The 15,148-nt window shown below is 59.1% G+C and carries 18 protein-coding genes; 12 read left to right on the top strand and 6 right to left on the bottom strand.

Features of this window, described 5'->3' with window-relative positions:
* Positions 1 to 15 precede the first annotated feature (15 nt).
* Positions 16 to 906: a LysR family transcriptional regulator gene (locus IE188_RS04315; protein ID WP_191285201.1), complete on the top strand. Its 891-nt coding sequence runs from the start codon at positions 16 to 18 to the stop codon at positions 904 to 906.
* A gap of 8 nt (positions 907 to 914) precedes the next feature.
* Here IE188_RS04315 and IE188_RS04310 read toward each other — a convergent pair whose 3' ends face one another.
* Positions 915 to 1,238, bottom strand: coding sequence for an ArsR/SmtB family transcription factor (locus tag IE188_RS04310; RefSeq protein ID WP_191285200.1), 324 nt, complete (start codon positions 1,236 to 1,238; stop codon positions 915 to 917).
* A 228-nt stretch (positions 1,239 to 1,466) separates the two neighbouring features.
* Here IE188_RS04310 and IE188_RS04305 point away from each other — a divergent pair, with 228 nt between their 5' ends.
* From IE188_RS04305 to IE188_RS04285, 5 genes are all read left to right on the top strand, one after another.
* Complete coding sequence (locus IE188_RS04305) at positions 1,467 to 1,817, top strand: AtpZ/AtpI family protein (protein WP_229836477.1); 351 nt, start codon at positions 1,467 to 1,469, stop codon at positions 1,815 to 1,817.
* Between the two features lie 121 nt (positions 1,818 to 1,938).
* Positions 1,939 to 2,649: a F0F1 ATP synthase subunit A gene (locus IE188_RS04300; protein WP_229836505.1), complete on the top strand. Its 711-nt coding sequence runs from the start codon at positions 1,939 to 1,941 to the stop codon at positions 2,647 to 2,649.
* Between the two features lie 57 nt (positions 2,650 to 2,706).
* Entirely contained in the window at positions 2,707 to 2,943 is a 237-nt protein-coding gene (locus tag IE188_RS04295; RefSeq protein ID WP_055188564.1) for a F0F1 ATP synthase subunit C, read from the top strand.
* Between the two features lie 72 nt (positions 2,944 to 3,015).
* Positions 3,016 to 3,558: a F0F1 ATP synthase subunit B' gene (locus tag IE188_RS04290; RefSeq protein ID WP_191285198.1), complete on the top strand. Its 543-nt coding sequence runs from the start codon at positions 3,016 to 3,018 to the stop codon at positions 3,556 to 3,558.
* Positions 3,555 to 4,127, top strand: coding sequence for a F0F1 ATP synthase subunit B family protein (locus tag IE188_RS04285; RefSeq protein ID WP_191285197.1), 573 nt, complete (start codon positions 3,555 to 3,557; stop codon positions 4,125 to 4,127). The genes IE188_RS04290 and IE188_RS04285 overlap by 4 nt, the downstream gene beginning before the upstream one ends.
* Positions 4,128 to 4,206: 79 nt before the next feature.
* On the opposite strand, the gene IE188_RS04280 is transcribed toward IE188_RS04285, so the two are convergent.
* The 3 genes from IE188_RS04280 to IE188_RS04270 form a co-directional block, all read right to left on the bottom strand.
* Complete coding sequence (locus tag IE188_RS04280) at positions 4,207 to 4,965, bottom strand: FadR/GntR family transcriptional regulator (RefSeq protein ID WP_191285196.1); 759 nt, start codon at positions 4,963 to 4,965, stop codon at positions 4,207 to 4,209.
* Between the two features lie 107 nt (positions 4,966 to 5,072).
* Positions 5,073 to 5,738: an OmpA family protein gene (locus IE188_RS04275; protein WP_191285195.1), complete on the bottom strand. Its 666-nt coding sequence runs from the start codon at positions 5,736 to 5,738 to the stop codon at positions 5,073 to 5,075.
* A gap of 95 nt (positions 5,739 to 5,833) precedes the next feature.
* On the bottom strand, positions 5,834 to 6,682 hold the full coding sequence (locus IE188_RS04270; protein ID WP_191285194.1) for a bifunctional helix-turn-helix domain-containing protein/methylated-DNA--[protein]-cysteine S-methyltransferase: 849 nt from the start codon (positions 6,680 to 6,682) through the stop codon (positions 5,834 to 5,836).
* 134 nt (positions 6,683 to 6,816) lie between these two features.
* On the opposite strand from IE188_RS04270, the gene nth reads away from it, so the two are divergent.
* Positions 6,817 to 7,461 carry an endonuclease III gene (gene nth / locus IE188_RS04265; RefSeq protein WP_191285193.1) on the top strand — a complete coding sequence of 215 codons (645 nt, stop codon included), beginning with the start codon at positions 6,817 to 6,819 and terminating at the stop codon, positions 7,459 to 7,461.
* A complete protein-coding gene (locus IE188_RS04260; RefSeq protein WP_191285192.1) occupies positions 7,458 to 8,453 on the top strand; it encodes an adenosine kinase in 996 nt (331 codons plus the stop codon). Before nth ends, IE188_RS04260 begins: the two co-directional genes overlap by 4 nt.
* A gap of 22 nt (positions 8,454 to 8,475) precedes the next feature.
* Here IE188_RS04260 and IE188_RS04255 read toward each other — a convergent pair whose 3' ends face one another.
* Both IE188_RS04255 and IE188_RS04250 read right to left on the bottom strand, forming a co-directional pair.
* Entirely contained in the window at positions 8,476 to 8,892 is a 417-nt protein-coding gene (locus tag IE188_RS04255) for an OsmC family protein (RefSeq protein WP_191285191.1), read from the bottom strand.
* 39 nt (positions 8,893 to 8,931) lie between these two features.
* Entirely contained in the window at positions 8,932 to 9,750 is an 819-nt protein-coding gene (locus IE188_RS04250) for a sulfotransferase family protein (protein WP_191285190.1), read from the bottom strand.
* Between the two features lie 153 nt (positions 9,751 to 9,903).
* Between IE188_RS04250 and IE188_RS04245 the strand changes: the two genes are divergently transcribed.
* The 4 genes from IE188_RS04245 to polA all read left to right on the top strand — a co-directional run bounded on the left by IE188_RS04245 (position 9,904) and on the right by polA (position 15,040).
* Positions 9,904 to 11,481, top strand: coding sequence for a DUF5928 domain-containing protein (locus IE188_RS04245; protein WP_191285189.1), 1,578 nt, complete (start codon positions 9,904 to 9,906; stop codon positions 11,479 to 11,481).
* A gap of 33 nt (positions 11,482 to 11,514) precedes the next feature.
* Entirely contained in the window at positions 11,515 to 11,901 is a 387-nt protein-coding gene (locus IE188_RS04240) for a histidine triad nucleotide-binding protein (protein WP_191285188.1), read from the top strand.
* Positions 11,902 to 11,969: 68 nt separating this feature from the next.
* Positions 11,970 to 12,152, top strand: a complete 183-nt coding sequence (locus IE188_RS04235; protein WP_191285187.1) for a zinc-finger domain-containing protein — start codon at positions 11,970 to 11,972, stop codon at positions 12,150 to 12,152.
* Positions 12,153 to 12,244: 92 nt separating this feature from the next.
* On the top strand, positions 12,245 to 15,040 hold the full coding sequence (gene polA, locus IE188_RS04230) for a DNA polymerase I (protein ID WP_191285186.1): 2,796 nt from the start codon (positions 12,245 to 12,247) through the stop codon (positions 15,038 to 15,040).
* Positions 15,041 to 15,148 lie beyond the last annotated feature (108 nt).

Raw genomic sequence — 15,148 nt, 5'->3', positions numbered from 1 at the left:
CGGCAGGACGGCCGATTGAAAGACTGGGATGAGATCAGAACGGCGTATCATGTGGCCCGCGCGGGCACGGTCAGCGGCGCGGCGGACGCTTTGGGTATCCATCACGCCACCGTTATTCGCCATATCGACACGCTGGAACAGCGGCTGAGTGTCAAGCTGTTTCAACGTCACGCGCGTGGCTATACGCCGACCGAAGCAGGGGCGGACCTGGCCCGCATTGCCCAGATGACGGAAGACCAGTTCAACCAACTTGAAGGGCGGCTCAAGGGCCAGGGTGACGAGGTGTCAGGAAACTTGGTGGTCACCGCCTTGCCGGGCTTCTCGGCGCGGCTGGCCCCTGTCCTGACCGATTTCCAGTTCCGCCACCCGGAGTTGCGGGTGCAGCTTCTTACGGGTGCACGCTTGTTCCGGCTGGAGTACGGCGAAGCCCATATTGCCATCCGGGCAGGTACGGCGCCGCAGGAACCGGACAATGTGGTGCAACCCTTTCTGGACGTGGCATTCGGGCTCTACGCTGCGCCCTGCTATGTCGAGCGATATGGCATGCCTGTGGAAAAGACGCTCGACCGGCACCGCTTTATTGGACCGAAAGAGACCAATTCCCGCGCCCCGTTCATGCGGTGGTTGGCTCAGGTGGTTCCATCAGCGGATATCAGTTTTCGCGTCTCGGACGACGTCGCCATGCAAGAGGCGCTGCTGGCCGGGGCAGGATTGGGCTTTGCCGTGCACGGCGCGTTGCCGGACCTGGTCGAAGTGCTGCCCCCGCGTCCCGAATGGGTATCGCATCTTTGGCTGGTCACGCATGTGGATCTGCATCGGTCCAGCAAGGTGCAGGCGGTGCTGGCCCATCTGAAGGACGCTGCCCGCCATTGGGCGCAATCGGAACAGGGACTGACCTTGCCTTGATGGGGCGGTCACTCCCGCAGCTCAGCTTCTAGAAACCGTTCGAATGCGTCCAGGTTCACCGGTTCGAACTGCCCGAAGCTCTGCATCCAGACCGAGGCGTCGCGCAGGGCGTCGGGTTCCAGCTTGCACCATTTGACGCGGCCACGTTTTTCCTGACTGATCAGCCCGGCGCGGGTCAGGATGCTCAGGTGCTTTGAAATGGCCGCTAGCGACATATCAAAAGGGTCGGCCACATCGGTGACCGCCATGTCATCTTCCAATAGCATGGTCAGAATGGCGCGCCGGGTCGGGTCGGACAAGGCGGCAAAGGCAAGATCAAGGCGGTTCTCCATGCCTATGGGTTAGGCGGGAGCAGTTTGATCGTCAACCAAATGGTTGAATAATGCAGATTTCGGGTTTTGCGGCGGTTTTCGCAGGGTGGCGAAATACCCGTGCACCGTGTCATTCATGAAAGTGTTGTAAAACAACAGCTTATGGCTGTGTCTGTTGGCGCTAAAGGTCGTTGACTCATGCCCCCTCAGCCCTTAGCACATGCAGCAACCGTCACCGGAGGTATATCCGTGTCCAAAACTCCTGATGCTGAGCGCCTGAAAGAGCTTGAGGCTCGCATAAAGGCCGCGAAGGGAGAGGACGAGGGAACCGCCACGGGGGACGAGGCCTATAACCAGGCGTCTTTTGCCTGGCAGATGGTCATAGAGCTTACGGTCGGTCTGTTGATCGGCTTTGGCATCGGATACGGGCTGGATGCGCTGTTTGGCACGAAGCCCATTTTCATGGTGCTGTTCATATTGTTGGGCTTCGCGGCAGGCATGAAGGTGATGCTGTCGACCGCGGCCCAGATGCAGAAGAAGGCGGAAGATGCGCAAAACGCGCAAGATGCCGCAGAAGAAGAGGGTAACGGACGTGGCTGATCAAAGCGCAAAACAGGGTGGTGGCCCGGTCATCAAGATTGCATTCTTTGTCGTTCTGGCGCTGGTCCTGATCTCGGGTCTGATTTTCGCTCCTGAGCATCCGGGTCTGGCCATTCACCCGATGGACCAGTTCGAGATCAAACCGCTGTTCGGCGGTGATCACCTGGGCACCTTCACCCCGACCAACCAGACCTTGTGGATGGTGCTGGCGATCGTGGGGATCGTGTTGCTTCTGGTCGTTGGATCGCGTGGCCGCGCGATTGTGCCGACCCGTGGGCAGTCGCTCGCTGAACTGGCCTATGGGTTTGTCTACAAGATGGTCGAAGACGTGGCCGGTAAGGACGCCGTGAAATACTTCCCCGGCATCATGACCCTGTTCATGTTCATCCTGTTTGCCAACTTTCTGGGGCTGATCCCGACATCCTTCACCGCCACCAGCCATATCGCCGTGACCGCTGTGCTGGCCCTGATCGTGTTCGTTTTCGTGACCGTTCTGGGTTTCGTGAAAAACGGCATGGGGTTCCTGGGTCTGTTCTGGGTGTCGGCCGCGCCGCTGCCGCTGCGGCCCGTTCTGGCGATCATCGAACTGATCTCATACTTCGTGCGTCCCGTCAGCCACTCCATTCGTTTGGCTGGCAACGTCATGGCAGGTCACGCCGTGATCAAGGTGTTCGCCGGTTTTGCCGCCGCGCTGGGCGTGTTCAGCTTCCTGCCGATCCTCGCCATCTCAGCCGTCTATGCACTTGAGGTGCTGGTGGCCTTCATCCAGGCATACGTGTTCACCATCCTGACCTGCGTATACCTGAAAGACGCCCTGCATCCGTCGCACTGACGGTTGCAGCCCGCTCATCCATCCAATTCAAGCATTCCAACGTAAGGAGAAATCACAATGGAAGGCAATATCGCTCAAATGGGTCAATTCATCGGTGCAGGTCTGGCAGCTATCGGTTCGGGTGCCGCCGCTATCGGTGTGGGCCACGTTGCTGGTAACTTCCTGGCCGGTGCCCTGCGCAATCCGTCGGCTGCTGCCGCTCAGACCGCGACACTGTTCATCGGTATCGCATTTGCAGAAGCCCTGGGCATCTTCTCGTTCCTGGTCGCACTTCTGCTGATGTTTGCTGTCTAAGACCTGAACCATCCTTACGCCGGGGCGAGGCGTCCGCGCTTCGCCCCCAGGAACCCGGTTTGGAGATAAGACATGGCAAGTAATACGCATCAGACCGCGGATGCCGCACACGGGGGCGCAGACGCCGCCGGCATGCCGCAGCTGGATTTCTCGACCTTCGGGAACCAGATTTTCTGGCTCGTTGTCACGCTGGTCGTGATCTATTTCGTGCTGACCAAGATCGCACTGCCCCGGATCGAGGCCGTGCTGTCGGAACGTCGCGGCACGATCACCAGCGACCTGGCCGCTGCCGAAGATCTGAAGCAGAAGGCTGTTGAAGCCGAAGAAGCCTATAACAAAGCTCTGGCGGATGCCCGTGCGGAGGCCAACAAGATCGTTGCCGAAGCTCGCGCCGAAATTCAGGGCGAAGTCGATGCCGCCGCTGCCAAGGCAGACGCGGAAATCGCTGCGAAGGCCGCCGAAAGCGAAGCCGCGATTGCGGAGATTCGTGCCGGTGCCGTCGACAGCGTGAAAGCCGTCGCCAAGGATGCCGCCAAGGAAATCCTGGCAACCATGGGCTACAAGGCCGACGCCAAGTCCATTACCGCAGCGGTGAACGCACGGATGAAAGGATGAGACAGATGAAGAAACTTGCTCTCGTTGCTTTCTCGGTAATGGCGGCTGCCCCTGCCTTTGCGGCTGGGGATGCCGGTTGGACCGACCTGGCCAACACCAATATGGTTGTGACGCTGGCCTTTCTGCTGTTCGTCACATTCCTGGGCTATATGGGCGTCCACAAGATGCTTGGTGCTCAGTTGGACAACCGTGCCGATGGCATCAAGTCCGAACTGGAAGAAGCGCGCGCATTGCGTGAAGAGGCGCAGACCATTCTGGCGACCTATGAACGCAAGCAGAAAGAGGTCGCCAAACAGGCCGAGCGCATCGTCGCCCATGCCAAGGAAGAGGCTGCCAATGCCGCCGCCGCCGCAAAAGAGGATTTGAAAGCCTCGATCGCGCGTCGTCTGGCAAATGCGGAAGACCAGATCGTGTCGGCGCAGGCCGCTGCGGTGAAAGAGGTGCGCGACACCGCCGCCCAGGTGGCCGTGGCCGCCGCCCGCGACGTGATCGCCAAGCAGATGACGGCAACCGAAGGCAACAGCCTGATCGACGATGCGATCAAGACGGTTGAAGCCAAGTTGCACTAAGTGATCCGAATAAGACTTTGAAAACCCGGCCGTTCAGGTCGGGTTTTTTTATGCAACCAAACGGTTGAAATCAAAAAGCCTAGCCGCGTTCTTTCTCATAGGTCAGGCGTTGACGGGCAACCTCTTCGTTTCGGTCTGCCCGGCGCAGGTCCGTATAGGCTTGCGTGACAAAATCCATATGCGCTTCGACAGCCGCACGGGCACGCACCGGATCACGGGCTTGCAGCCCATCGTTGATGGCGCGGTGCTGTTCCAGGAGGTCAAGCCGGGTGTTGGTGATCTGGATCACCACCTGGCGGCTGTAGAACACCCCTTGCTTCAGCAGGTCATACATGGCGCGCATCATATGGACCATCAGCACGTTGTGGCTGGCTTCGATGATCGCCATGTGAAAGTCGCTGTCCAGATCGGCCCCCTGACCCTCGGGCGCGTGTTCCATCTTGTGGAACAACTCGTCGATTACTTTCATATCGGTATCAGAGGCAAACTTCGCCGCCCGCTCCGCCGCCAGCCCCTCCATGTCTCGCCGAAACGCGATGTAGTCGTAAACGGCCTCGTCATGACGCGAGAAAAGCTGTGTCAGCGCAGGAGGGAAAGAACTGTCCAGACTTTCGCTGACGAAGATACCGGCACCAGCCCGGCGTGACAGCAACCCTTTTTCTTCAAGGTCGGCAATGGCATCGCGCAAGGATGGACGCGACACGCCCATTCTGTCGGACAGATCTCGTTCGGATGGCAAACGTTCGCCCGGCCGCAGAATGCCGCGCAAAATCAACAACTCAATCTGTTCGACTACTGATTGTGACAGCTTGCCTGCCGCTATTTTTTGAAAAGGCATTTCCTGTCCTGCGCGAATTGGTCATATAATATGACCACATCCGGGTGGACGCCTCAATGAAAAAAGCCGGGTCATTGCCCGGCTTTCTCCTGTTTGGTCCGTTTGGTTCAGTTGCGGATCGGACGAATGATGATCTCGACCCGGCGGTTTTGCTGGCGCCCATAGGCATCCAGGTTCGACGCAACCGGGCGATCTTCACCATAGCCGATGGTCACGACGCGAGAGCTGGGTACGCCGTTTGAGATGAGGACAGATGCCACCGATGCGGCCCGTCGTTTTGACAGCGACAGATTGTATTCGGCATTGCCCACATTGTCCGTGTGGCCCACGACCTCGATCACCGAGTTCGGATACTGGCGCAGGTTGTCAGCCACCGCGCGCAGATCGGATTGCAGCGCATAGCTGACTTGGGCGCTGTCGGTGGCGAACAGAATGTCCTGCGGCATCGTGACGATCAGTTCGCTGCCGGTGTTCACGATCTTGATCCGGTCGTTGTTGATCGACTGGCGCAGATCGCCGGCTTGCTTGTCAAGCTGCTGACCGATGGCCCCACCGATCACGCCACCGATCACGGCGCCGACGGCGGCCTTACCCAACTTGCCATCGCCCTTGCGGGTTGCGCCCAACAGGCCGCCTGCAATGGCCCCGATGGCCGCACCGTTCTGGGTGCGCGGCCCGACATTGCTGGTCGGGCTTTGGGTGGGCGACGTGCAGGCGGAGGTTGCCAATGCGCCGATCACGGCGAAGGACAGAACTGTGTGTTTCAATTGCATACTGCATTCCTCAGGTTAGCTTTTCGCGTTTCCTTTACATGAACGCTGTTTGTTATCGAATAACAAGCCCCGGGATTGGCGAAAAACAGCTGAATTCAGGCGCTTGCGGCGTCCTCGGTTCGGGCGCTTTCCCAGGCAAGCAGGGCGCGCTTGACCGGCAAGCCCCAGTGATACCCCCCCAGCGCGCCGGATTTGCGCAACGCTCTGTGGCAGGGAATCAGCCAGCTGACCGGGTTTCGACCCACGGCCGTACCAACCGCCCGCACCGCGCGTGGCGATCCGATGGTGTCGGCAATCTGTGAATAGGTCGTGACGTGGCCCGTCGGGATCGCCAACAGCGCCTCCCATACCTTGATCTGAAAGGGGGCGCCGATCAGGTGCAGGGGGGTCACGCCCCGTTGTTCAAATGCCTGGTCAACCCATGTCGTCAATTCTGTCGGGTTTTCGCAAAACGTGGCGTTTGGCCAGCGCGACCGGAGGTCGGACATGGCGATGTCCTCGCCTGTTTCGGCAGCGAAACCCAGCCCGCAAATGCCCTTGTCGGTGCCCATGACCAAAGCGGGGCCGAACGGGCTGTCAAACCAGCCCCAGTTGATGGTCAGACCCGCCCCACCGGCAGCATAGGTGCCGGGGCTCATGGCTTCCCACCGCAGGAACAGATCATGCAACCTGCCCTGTCCCGACAGCCCCACCGAATGACTGGTTTGCAGCGTCGAGAACCTGTCCTGCAACAAGGTCTTGGCATGGCCCAGCGTCAGGAACTGCTGATACCGTTTCGGTGACACCCCGACCCAGCGCGAAAACACCCGTTGGAAATGCGCGGGCGACATGTCCATCTGTGCGGCCAATGTGTCCAGCGACAACGGCTCGCCTTCTGCCGCGTCGATATGGTCGATTGCGCGGCGGATCACGTTGTAATGATAGCTGTCTTCGGGGTGGATCATGGCGTCCTCGATGTCGTGTCGGGTTCAGCATGGCGCAATTAAAGTGGCGATGGCGACCCGGAAATTGCGCATCCGGTCACGATCATCGGGGGATCTGTCTTGTCCGGGGGGACAGAAACAGGCATAGGGTCAGCATGGTAAAGCAACTGGGATATCACCAGATCCGCGCGATCTTCGACCGCTTTCACGAAGCCGAGCCAGAGCCGAAGGGCGAGCTTGAGCATGTGAACGCCTATACGTTGGTGGTGGCGGTGGCCCTGTCCGCACAGGCCACGGATGTGGGTGTCAACAAGGCGACCCGCGCGCTGTTCAAGATCGCCGATACACCGGAAAAGATGCTGGCCCTGGGCGAAGCGGGGCTGATCGAGCATATCAAGACCATCGGCCTGTATCGACAGAAGGCGAAGAACGTCATCAAGCTGAGCCGCATTCTGGTCGACGAGTATAGCGGCGAGGTGCCCAACTCCCGCGCCGCCCTTCAATCGTTGCCCGGCGTGGGGCGCAAGACCGCGAATGTGGTTCTGAATATGTGGTGGGGCGTGCCGGCGCAGGCCGTCGACACCCATATCTTTCGCGTTGGCAACCGTACCGGAATTGCGGTCGGCAAGGATGTGACCGCGGTCGAACGTGCGATCGAGGACAACATCCCGGCCGATTTCCAGCAGCACGCCCATCACTGGCTGATCCTGCATGGACGATACACCTGCAAGGCCCGTGCGCCGATGTGCGGAAACTGCATAATCCGGGATCTATGCCCCTATGAGGACAAGAATTTATGACGAAAAAGTATAAGGTGGTTGGCATCGGAAACGCGGTTGTCGACGTGTTGACCGTGGCCGATGACAGCTTTCTTGAGCTGATGGGGATCGAGAAGGGCATCATGCAACTGGTCGAACGCGACCGGGCCGAGGTGCTTTATGCCGCGATGAAGGACCGCAAGCAGGCCGCTGGCGGGTCGGTCGCCAACACGCTGGCCGGGATCGGCAAGCTGGGCCTTCCGACCGGGTTCGTGGGCCGCGTGCATGACGACGCACTGGGCCGCTTTTATGCCGACGCGATGGAGATGGACGGCACCCGCTTCATCAATCCGCCAGTGCCGGGGGGCGAGTTGCCCACCTCGCGGTCGATGATCTTTGTTTCGCCCGATGGCGAGCGGTCGATGAACACCTATCTGGGCATTTCGGCCGAACTTGGGTCCGAGGACGTCGATCCCGATGTGGCCGCCGACGCCGAGATCGTGTTCCTGGAAGGGTATCTGTTCGATAAAAACAAGGGAAAAGACGCGTTCATTGCCATGGCGCGGGCCTGTCGGGCGGCAGGTGGGTTGGCGGGGATTGCGATTTCGGATCCTTTCTGCGTGGAACGTCACCGCGACGATTTCCTGACGCTGATCGAGAACGACCTTGATTATGTCATCGGCAACGAGGATGAGATCAAATCACTGTTTGAAACGGACGACATGGAAGACGCAATTGCCAAAACCGCCGCGATTTGCCCGATGGTGGTCTGCACCCGGTCCGGGGATGGCGTTGCGATCCTGGCAAATGGTGAACGTGTGGACGTGCCGGTTGAACGCATCGTGCCGGTCGATGCCACCGGGGCCGGGGATGGATTTGCCGCCGGGTTCCTTTATGGTCTGGCACATGGTGCCGACATGCGTACTTGCGGCGAAATGGGCTGCGTGATTGCCGGTGAGGTGATCCGCCATATCGGGCCGCGTGCCGATCGCAACCTGCTGGCCTTGCTGCGGGACAAGGGGCTGGTCGCCTGACGCTCTACAGCCGGGCGGCCGCCTAGGCGGTATCCACCACCTCGAAGTCATGGGTGACGTCTGCCATGGCCGCCATCATCGCCGAGGCCGAGCAATATTTGTCCACCGACAGGGATATGGCGCGTTCGACCTTGTCGGTGCTGATCCCGCGACCTTTCACGACGAAATGCAGGTGGATTTTCGTAAACACTTTCGGGTCGGACTCGGCCCGTTCGGCATCCACTTCGACACGCACGTCTTCGATGGTCTGGCGGGATTTTTCCAGGATCGACACCACGTCATAGGCTGAACACCCCGCCGTGCCGATCAGCAACAGCTCCATCGGGCTGGGGCCGGGGGTGCCGCCGTCGCCGTGACTAGTGCCCAGTACAATGCTGTGACCCGTGCCTGACGTGCCGACAAAGGTGCGGCCTTCGGCCCATTTGACGCGTGCTTTCATGATGATTTCACCTTGTGTTTGGAACTGTCTGGATTTGGACTAGTCGCCCAGCTTCGCATGCACCTCGTCCAGATCAATTTCGCCCACCGGCATCTTGTTGGCGGGATTGTCGAAATCGTATCTGAACAGATCGAAATCGCGATTATAGATCTCGTACATCAGATGCATCGACAGATCATCGAAGTAATCTTCGACCGGATGGGCACGTTTGGGACCGTGACCTTCACTTTCATTGAAGCGGGGAATGTCAGACAGGGCCACCGGCTGCGGAGTTTCTATGGCATCAAGCACCTGTTGCATCCCGTCGTTGAACTGTTCGGTCCAGAAAATCTTGTCATAGCGCCCGCCATTGGCGATGAAGGTCGCGACATGACCGGACATCGCTGACCAGTGAATATCGGGGTCCATCGGACGGCGCCAGCGGATCGTATCACGCGCAAACAACAGGAAACGCCGGAAGCTTTTCACCTGGTCGAAGTCGAAGCCGTTCTCGGGGTCGCCTACCTCGATCCCGTATTTCTGGATCAGAAGCGGCACCAGATTGCCGCGATAGCGCCGCCCGTTGCGCTGAATGCCACAAATCTTGTCGAAGAAGCTGGACAGGATGCGGGTATAGGGGTTGCGCACACAGGTGAATGCATAGCTTTTATGCGCCAGCACATTCGCTTCGATCAGCGGTTGCGAGCCCTCCTGCGCCCATTTGTGCAGCCCCTCGGTGCTGTCATGGATGTCGCCATCGAAAAAAGTGCCATGATCGGAATAGAACATGATCTGCCCAATCGTCGAACACGCACATTTCGGCACGACGCGATATACGACGCTTTCGCTTTCGGTCATCCAGGTGCCGGGAAATCCCATGAACTTAATACCTCCGAGGCCCTTTCAAAGACCGTTTGAACAAAAGACAGCCATACCGTTCAGAAAAAAGCAAAGAAACACTGTTTATTCAATGGTCTTTCACGCTAACAATGGCCGCAGTCTTCGCGCCGACAAGGGTTTTGTGACGTCACCATGGCCAAAATCGCCTTCATTCTGCTGTGCCACAAGGATCCTGACGCCATTATCAATCAGGCCACGCGGCTGACGGCGGTTGGCGACTGCATGGCGATCCATTTCGACGCCAGTGCCAATCCCGCGCATTATCAGAAAATCCGCGAGGCCTTGGCCGACAACCCCAACGTGACCTTTGCCCGCAAGCGCGTGAAATGCGGTTGGGGAGAGTGGTCGCTGGTCCAGGCCACCCTGAACGCGGTCGAGGCCGCGCTGGAAGATTTTCCGCGCGCCACGCATTTCTATATGGTGTCCGGCGACTGCATGGCGATCAAATCGGCCGAATATACCCATGATTTTCTGGATGCCGCCGATGTCGATTACATTGAAAGCTTTGATTACTTCGAAAGCGACTGGATCAAGACCGGCATGAAGGAAGAACGGCTGATCTATCGCCACGTCTTCAACGAACGCACACAGAAACGCCGGTTCTATGCCAGTTTCAACTTGCAGAAAAAACTGAAGCTGAGGCGGGATATTCCGTCCGATATTCAGGTGATGATCGGCAGCCAGTGGTGGTGTCTGAGGCGGCGCACGGTGGAGTGGATCGTTGAGTTCACTCGCAAACGCCGCGATGTGATGCGTTTTTTTCGCACCACCTGGATCCCGGACGAGACCTTCTTTCAGACTCTGGTGCGCCATCTGGTGCCCGAGGGCGAGATACGCGCACGCACACCGACCTTTCTGATGTTCACCGACTACGGGATGCCGGTGACGTTCTATAACGATCACTATGATTTGCTGCTCAGCCAGGATTTCCTGTTTGCCCGCAAGATCAGCCCTGAAGCGCACGAATTGAAGCGCCGCTTGGGCGATCTTTACGCCGCCGAAGGTGTCACCTTTCAGATCTCGAACGAGGGGCGCAGCCTGTTCAAATTCCTGACCGGCCGGGGCCGGATCGGTCAACGCTTCGCCCCTCGTTTCTGGGAGGCCGAAAGCAGTCTGGGCCGGGATCGTGAGCTTTTGATCATCGTGTGCAAGAAGTGGCATGTCGGCAAACGCCTGTCGCAGAAGATCGCCGCGGTGACCGACCTGCCCGCGATCGAATATCTGTTCGACGAAGAAAGCTGCCCGATGCCCGATCTGGGCGGTATTCAGACCCGAATGGGCAAGCGGACACGGCACCGACGGGCATTGATGCGGATGTTGTTTGATTACCATGATACCAATCGACTGGTCGTTTGCATGGACCCCAACAATCTTGATCTGATGCAGGATTTCTTTGCCGACCGTTCGACCACACGGCTGTTGGAGATCAATTGCGAGTTCTCGGACGATTACCTTCTGGGCCATGCCAAGCGCGTGGGCCTGGCTGGTGACAACACGCCACAGGATGCCATCAACCGGCTGTTGCCGACAATCCGGGCGGATGTCGCCTTTGAAAGCGAACAGATCCGGGATGCCGGCTTTTCCGAGTATTACCGCATCAGCGAATCTGCCAGTGTGGAAGAAAACACCATACCCTTGTCGCGGTTCCTTTCGATCACCGAGGAACGCGCCAAAGAGATCGCAGAACTGGGGCACCTGTTCACCGACTGATCGCCACCCACACCTGAACCACAGGAGGCTGACATGCCATATACCTATGACGACCAGAACATCTTTGCCAAAATCCTGCGCGGAGAGATTCCCAATGATACGGTTTACGAGGATGAGTATGCGTTGGCCTTTCGCGACATCCAGCCCCAGGCACCGGTCCATGTGCTGGTGATCCCCAAAGGGCCATATGTGAACCATGACCATTTCGCGACTGCCGCGACGGATGCCGAAATCGCAGGTTACACTCGCGCGATCGGCAAGGTCTGTGCGGCGCTGGGCATCGCACCGGGTGATGATGGGCAGGGCTATCGCACGATTGCAAACTCCGGCGAGCATGGCGTGCAGGAGGTTCCACATTTTCATACCCATATCCTGGGGGGGCGCATGTTGGGGCGGATGCTGAAACGCGCCGGGGAATGATCGTTCAGCCTTGCAGCGCGTGGCGGGGCTGGTATCATACGGCGAAACGAATGAACGAGGTGTCCCGGATGACCCAGACTCCACCTGAAACCAAGATTGTGGACAGCTACAAAGTCGCCTGCGACGGCGGTGAGGGCGCGCTGGGCCATCCGCGCGTTTACTTGCAGATTCCGCAGGAGCACGGCTGGGTCGAATGCCCGTATTGCGATTGCAAATACGTGCACAGGGATCATGCGGACAAGGCAGCGTAAACGCTGTCATCGGGTCAGAAAAGACAGGCCGCGGGCAGACGCCACGCGGCCTTTTGCGTCCCAAGGCGCAGGGCAAAGAAAGCGAGGGTTCGATGAGCTTCGGAAAAGGGTGTCATCTGCATCTGGTCGATGGGTCGGCCTTTATCTTCCGGGCGTATCACGCGCTGCCGCCGTTGACGCGCAAATCCGACGGGCTGCCCATCGGGGCGGTTGCCGGGTTTTGCAACATGCTGTTCAAGTTCATCGAAGACAATACCGGCCCCGATGCGCCGACCCATGTCGCAGTGGTTTTCGATTACTCGGGCAAGAGCTTTCGCAACGATATGTATCCGCTTTACAAGGCCAACCGTCCCCCGGCGCCCGAAGACCTTGTGCCGCAGTTTCCACTGACCCGCGATGCGACCCGCGCCTTCAATATCTGCTGCATCGAGAAAGAGGGGTTTGAAGCAGACGACATCATCGCCACCCTGGCCAAACGCGCCGACAAGGCGGGCGCACGGGTCACCATCCTGTCCTCGGACAAGGATCTGATGCAGCTTGTCGGGGGCGGGATCGAAATGCTGGACCCGATGAAGAACAAGCGGATCGGCGTCGAAGGGGTCGAAGAAAAATTCGGCGTCGGCCCGGACCGCGTCGTGGATGTGCAGGCGTTGGCAGGCGACAGTGTCGACAACGTGCCGGGCGCGCCGGGCATCGGTATAAAGACGGCAGCTTTGTTGATCAACGAATACGGCGATCTGGATACGCTTCTGGAGCGCGCCGGTGAGATCAAGCAGCCCAAGCGGCGGCAGACCCTGATCGACAATGTGGAGCAGATCCGCATCAGTCGTGATCTGGTGCGTCTGGACGATGACATGGACATGGATCTTTCATTCGATGAGCTGGAACTGAAAGACCCCGATCCGGAAACGTTGCTGACATTCCTGGCAGAAATGGAGTTCCGGACCCTGACCAATCGCGTCGCCAAGAAGCTTGGGATGGACGCGCCCGAGATCAAGGTGGCGGAACCCGAAAGCGGGGGGACGGATGGCCCCGAAATGCCCGAAATTCAGCCTGACACCTATGAATGGGTCAAGGATTCCACCGCGCTCAAGGCGTGGATCGACCGGATCAACGGGCGCGGATATGTGGCCTTTGATACTGAAACCACGGGTCTGGACGAGATGCGGGCCGATCTTGTCGGCATCTCGTTGGCGGTCGAGCCGGGGCAGGCGTGCTATATCCCGCTGGCCCACAAGACCAGCCAGACGGATGATCTGTTCGGCAGCGACGATCTGGCCGACGGGCAAATGCCGCTGGACGATGTGCTTGCCCTTCTGAAGCCCGTGCTTGAAGATCCCGCAATCCTGAAAATCGGCCAGAATATGAAATATGACGCCAAGATCCTGGCGCGCTATGGCGTTGATATCGCGCCGATTGATGACACGATGCTGATGTCCTATGCGCAGAATGCGGGGCTTCACAATCACGGCATGGACACGCTGTCGGATCGCTATCTGGGGCACACGCCGATCTCGATCAAATCGCTCTTGGGCACGGGCAAGACGGCCATTACCTTTGATCGTGTGCCGGTTGAAGACGCCGTGAAATATGCCGCCGAAGATGCCGACATCACGCTGCGTTTGTGGCACACTCTGAAACCCCGCCTGCACAGCGCCAAGGTCACGCGGGTCTATGAGCGGCTCGAACGCCCATTGGTGCCTGTGCTGGCGCAGATGGAAATGACGGGCATCAAGGTCGATCGTGACGTCCTGTCGCGCATGTCCAATGCCTTTGCGCAGAAAATGGCCGGCTACGAAGCCGAGCTTTACGAGATTGCGGGCAAGGAGTTCAACGTCCAAAGCCCGGCGCAGGTCGGGGAAATCCTGTTTGATCAGATGGGGCTTGAAGGCGGCAAGCGCACGAAGTCCGGCCAGTGGTCGACCCCAGCCGATGTTTTGGCTGATCTGGCCACCGAACACGATTTCGCCGCCCGCGTACTGGATTATCGTCAGCTCCAGAAGCTGAAATCGACCTATACGGACGCGTTGCAGGATCACATTCACCCGGAAACCGGGCGGGTGCACACGTCGTATTCGATTGCCGGGGCAAACACGGGGCGTCTGGCCTCGACCGATCCGAACTTGCAGAATATCCCGGTCCGCTCGGAAGAAGGGCGCCGTATTCGCGAAGCCTTCGTCGCGCCCGAGGGCACCCGGCTCATCAGTCTGGATTACAGCCAGATCGAACTGCGCATCCTGGCCCATGTTGCGGGAATTGACGCGCTGAAACAGGCGTTCCGCGATGGGCAGGACATTCACGCCATGACCGCGTCCGAGATGTTCGATGTTCCCATGGACCAGATGACGCCCGACATCCGCCGCAAGGCAAAGGCGATCAATTTCGGGGTGATCTACGGCATTTCCGGCTTCGGTCTGGCCCGCAATCTGCGGATCCCACGCACCGAGGCGCAGGGCTTCATCGACCGCTATTTCGAACGCTTCCCAGGCATTCGCAAATACATGGACGACACCGTGGCGTTTGCCAAGGACCACAAGCGGGTCGAAACCCTGTTCGGTCGTCAGATACACACGCCCGACATCGACGCCAAAGGCCCCCATGCAGGCTTTGCCAAACGCGCGGCGATCAACGCGCCCATTCAGGGCACTGCCGCCGACATCATCCGCCGTGCCATGATCCGGATGCCCGATGCCATCGCCAAACTGCCCGCAAAGATGCTGTTACAGGTGCATGACGAGTTGATTTTCGAGGTGGACGAGGGCGCAGTGGACGAGGTGATCGGCGTCGTGAAGGGCGTCATGGAAGGAGCGGCGGAACCGGTGGTGAAACTGGACCTGCCGCTGATTGTCGATGCAGGCGTCGGCCTGAACTGGGCCGAAGCGCACTGACCCATCCCCCGCGATTGGCGCGGTAAGCGGGGCAGCGCCCGGCCTGTCTGACGGTGCTTGACCCGCCCTGCAACTGCGCTAGGGTTTCGATGTTCAACTGGAGGGCCA

Source organism: Aliiroseovarius zhejiangensis, assembly GCF_014656375.1.
GTDB classification, from domain to species: Bacteria; Pseudomonadota; Alphaproteobacteria; order Rhodobacterales; family Rhodobacteraceae; genus Aliiroseovarius; species Aliiroseovarius zhejiangensis.
The sequence above is the reverse complement of the archived record's forward strand: the minus strand, read 5'-3'. Positions and strand labels throughout refer to the sequence as shown.

Excerpts from the sequence above, each read along its gene's own strand:
- IE188_RS04295 (WP_055188564.1), top strand. The coding sequence starts at position 2,707 with ATGGAAGGCAATATCGCTCAAATGGGTCAATTCATCGGTGCAGGTCTG.
- polA (WP_191285186.1), top strand. The coding sequence starts at position 12,245 with ATGAGCTTCGGAAAAGGGTGTCATCTGCATCTGGTCGATGGGTCGGCC.
- IE188_RS04250 (WP_191285190.1), bottom strand. The coding sequence starts at position 9,750 with ATGGGATTTCCCGGCACCTGGATGACCGAAAGCGAAAGCGTCGTATAT.
- IE188_RS04300 (WP_229836505.1), top strand. The coding sequence starts at position 1,939 with ATGGACCAGTTCGAGATCAAACCGCTGTTCGGCGGTGATCACCTGGGC.
- IE188_RS04310 (WP_191285200.1), bottom strand. The coding sequence starts at position 1,238 with ATGGAGAACCGCCTTGATCTTGCCTTTGCCGCCTTGTCCGACCCGACC.
- IE188_RS04255 (WP_191285191.1), bottom strand. The coding sequence starts at position 8,892 with ATGAAAGCACGCGTCAAATGGGCCGAAGGCCGCACCTTTGTCGGCACG.
- IE188_RS04260 (WP_191285192.1), top strand. The coding sequence starts at position 7,458 with ATGACGAAAAAGTATAAGGTGGTTGGCATCGGAAACGCGGTTGTCGAC.
- IE188_RS04235 (WP_191285187.1), top strand. The coding sequence starts at position 11,970 with ATGACCCAGACTCCACCTGAAACCAAGATTGTGGACAGCTACAAAGTC.
- IE188_RS04270 (WP_191285194.1), bottom strand. The coding sequence starts at position 6,682 with ATGATCCACCCCGAAGACAGCTATCATTACAACGTGATCCGCCGCGCA.
- IE188_RS04280 (WP_191285196.1), bottom strand. The coding sequence starts at position 4,965 with ATGCCTTTTCAAAAAATAGCGGCAGGCAAGCTGTCACAATCAGTAGTC.
- nth (WP_191285193.1), top strand. The coding sequence starts at position 6,817 with ATGGTAAAGCAACTGGGATATCACCAGATCCGCGCGATCTTCGACCGC.
- IE188_RS04290 (WP_191285198.1), top strand. The coding sequence starts at position 3,016 with ATGGCAAGTAATACGCATCAGACCGCGGATGCCGCACACGGGGGCGCA.
- IE188_RS04275 (WP_191285195.1), bottom strand. The coding sequence starts at position 5,738 with ATGCAATTGAAACACACAGTTCTGTCCTTCGCCGTGATCGGCGCATTG.
- IE188_RS04245 (WP_191285189.1), top strand. The coding sequence starts at position 9,904 with ATGGCCAAAATCGCCTTCATTCTGCTGTGCCACAAGGATCCTGACGCC.
- IE188_RS04285 (WP_191285197.1), top strand. The coding sequence starts at position 3,555 with ATGAGACAGATGAAGAAACTTGCTCTCGTTGCTTTCTCGGTAATGGCG.
- IE188_RS04240 (WP_191285188.1), top strand. The coding sequence starts at position 11,515 with ATGCCATATACCTATGACGACCAGAACATCTTTGCCAAAATCCTGCGC.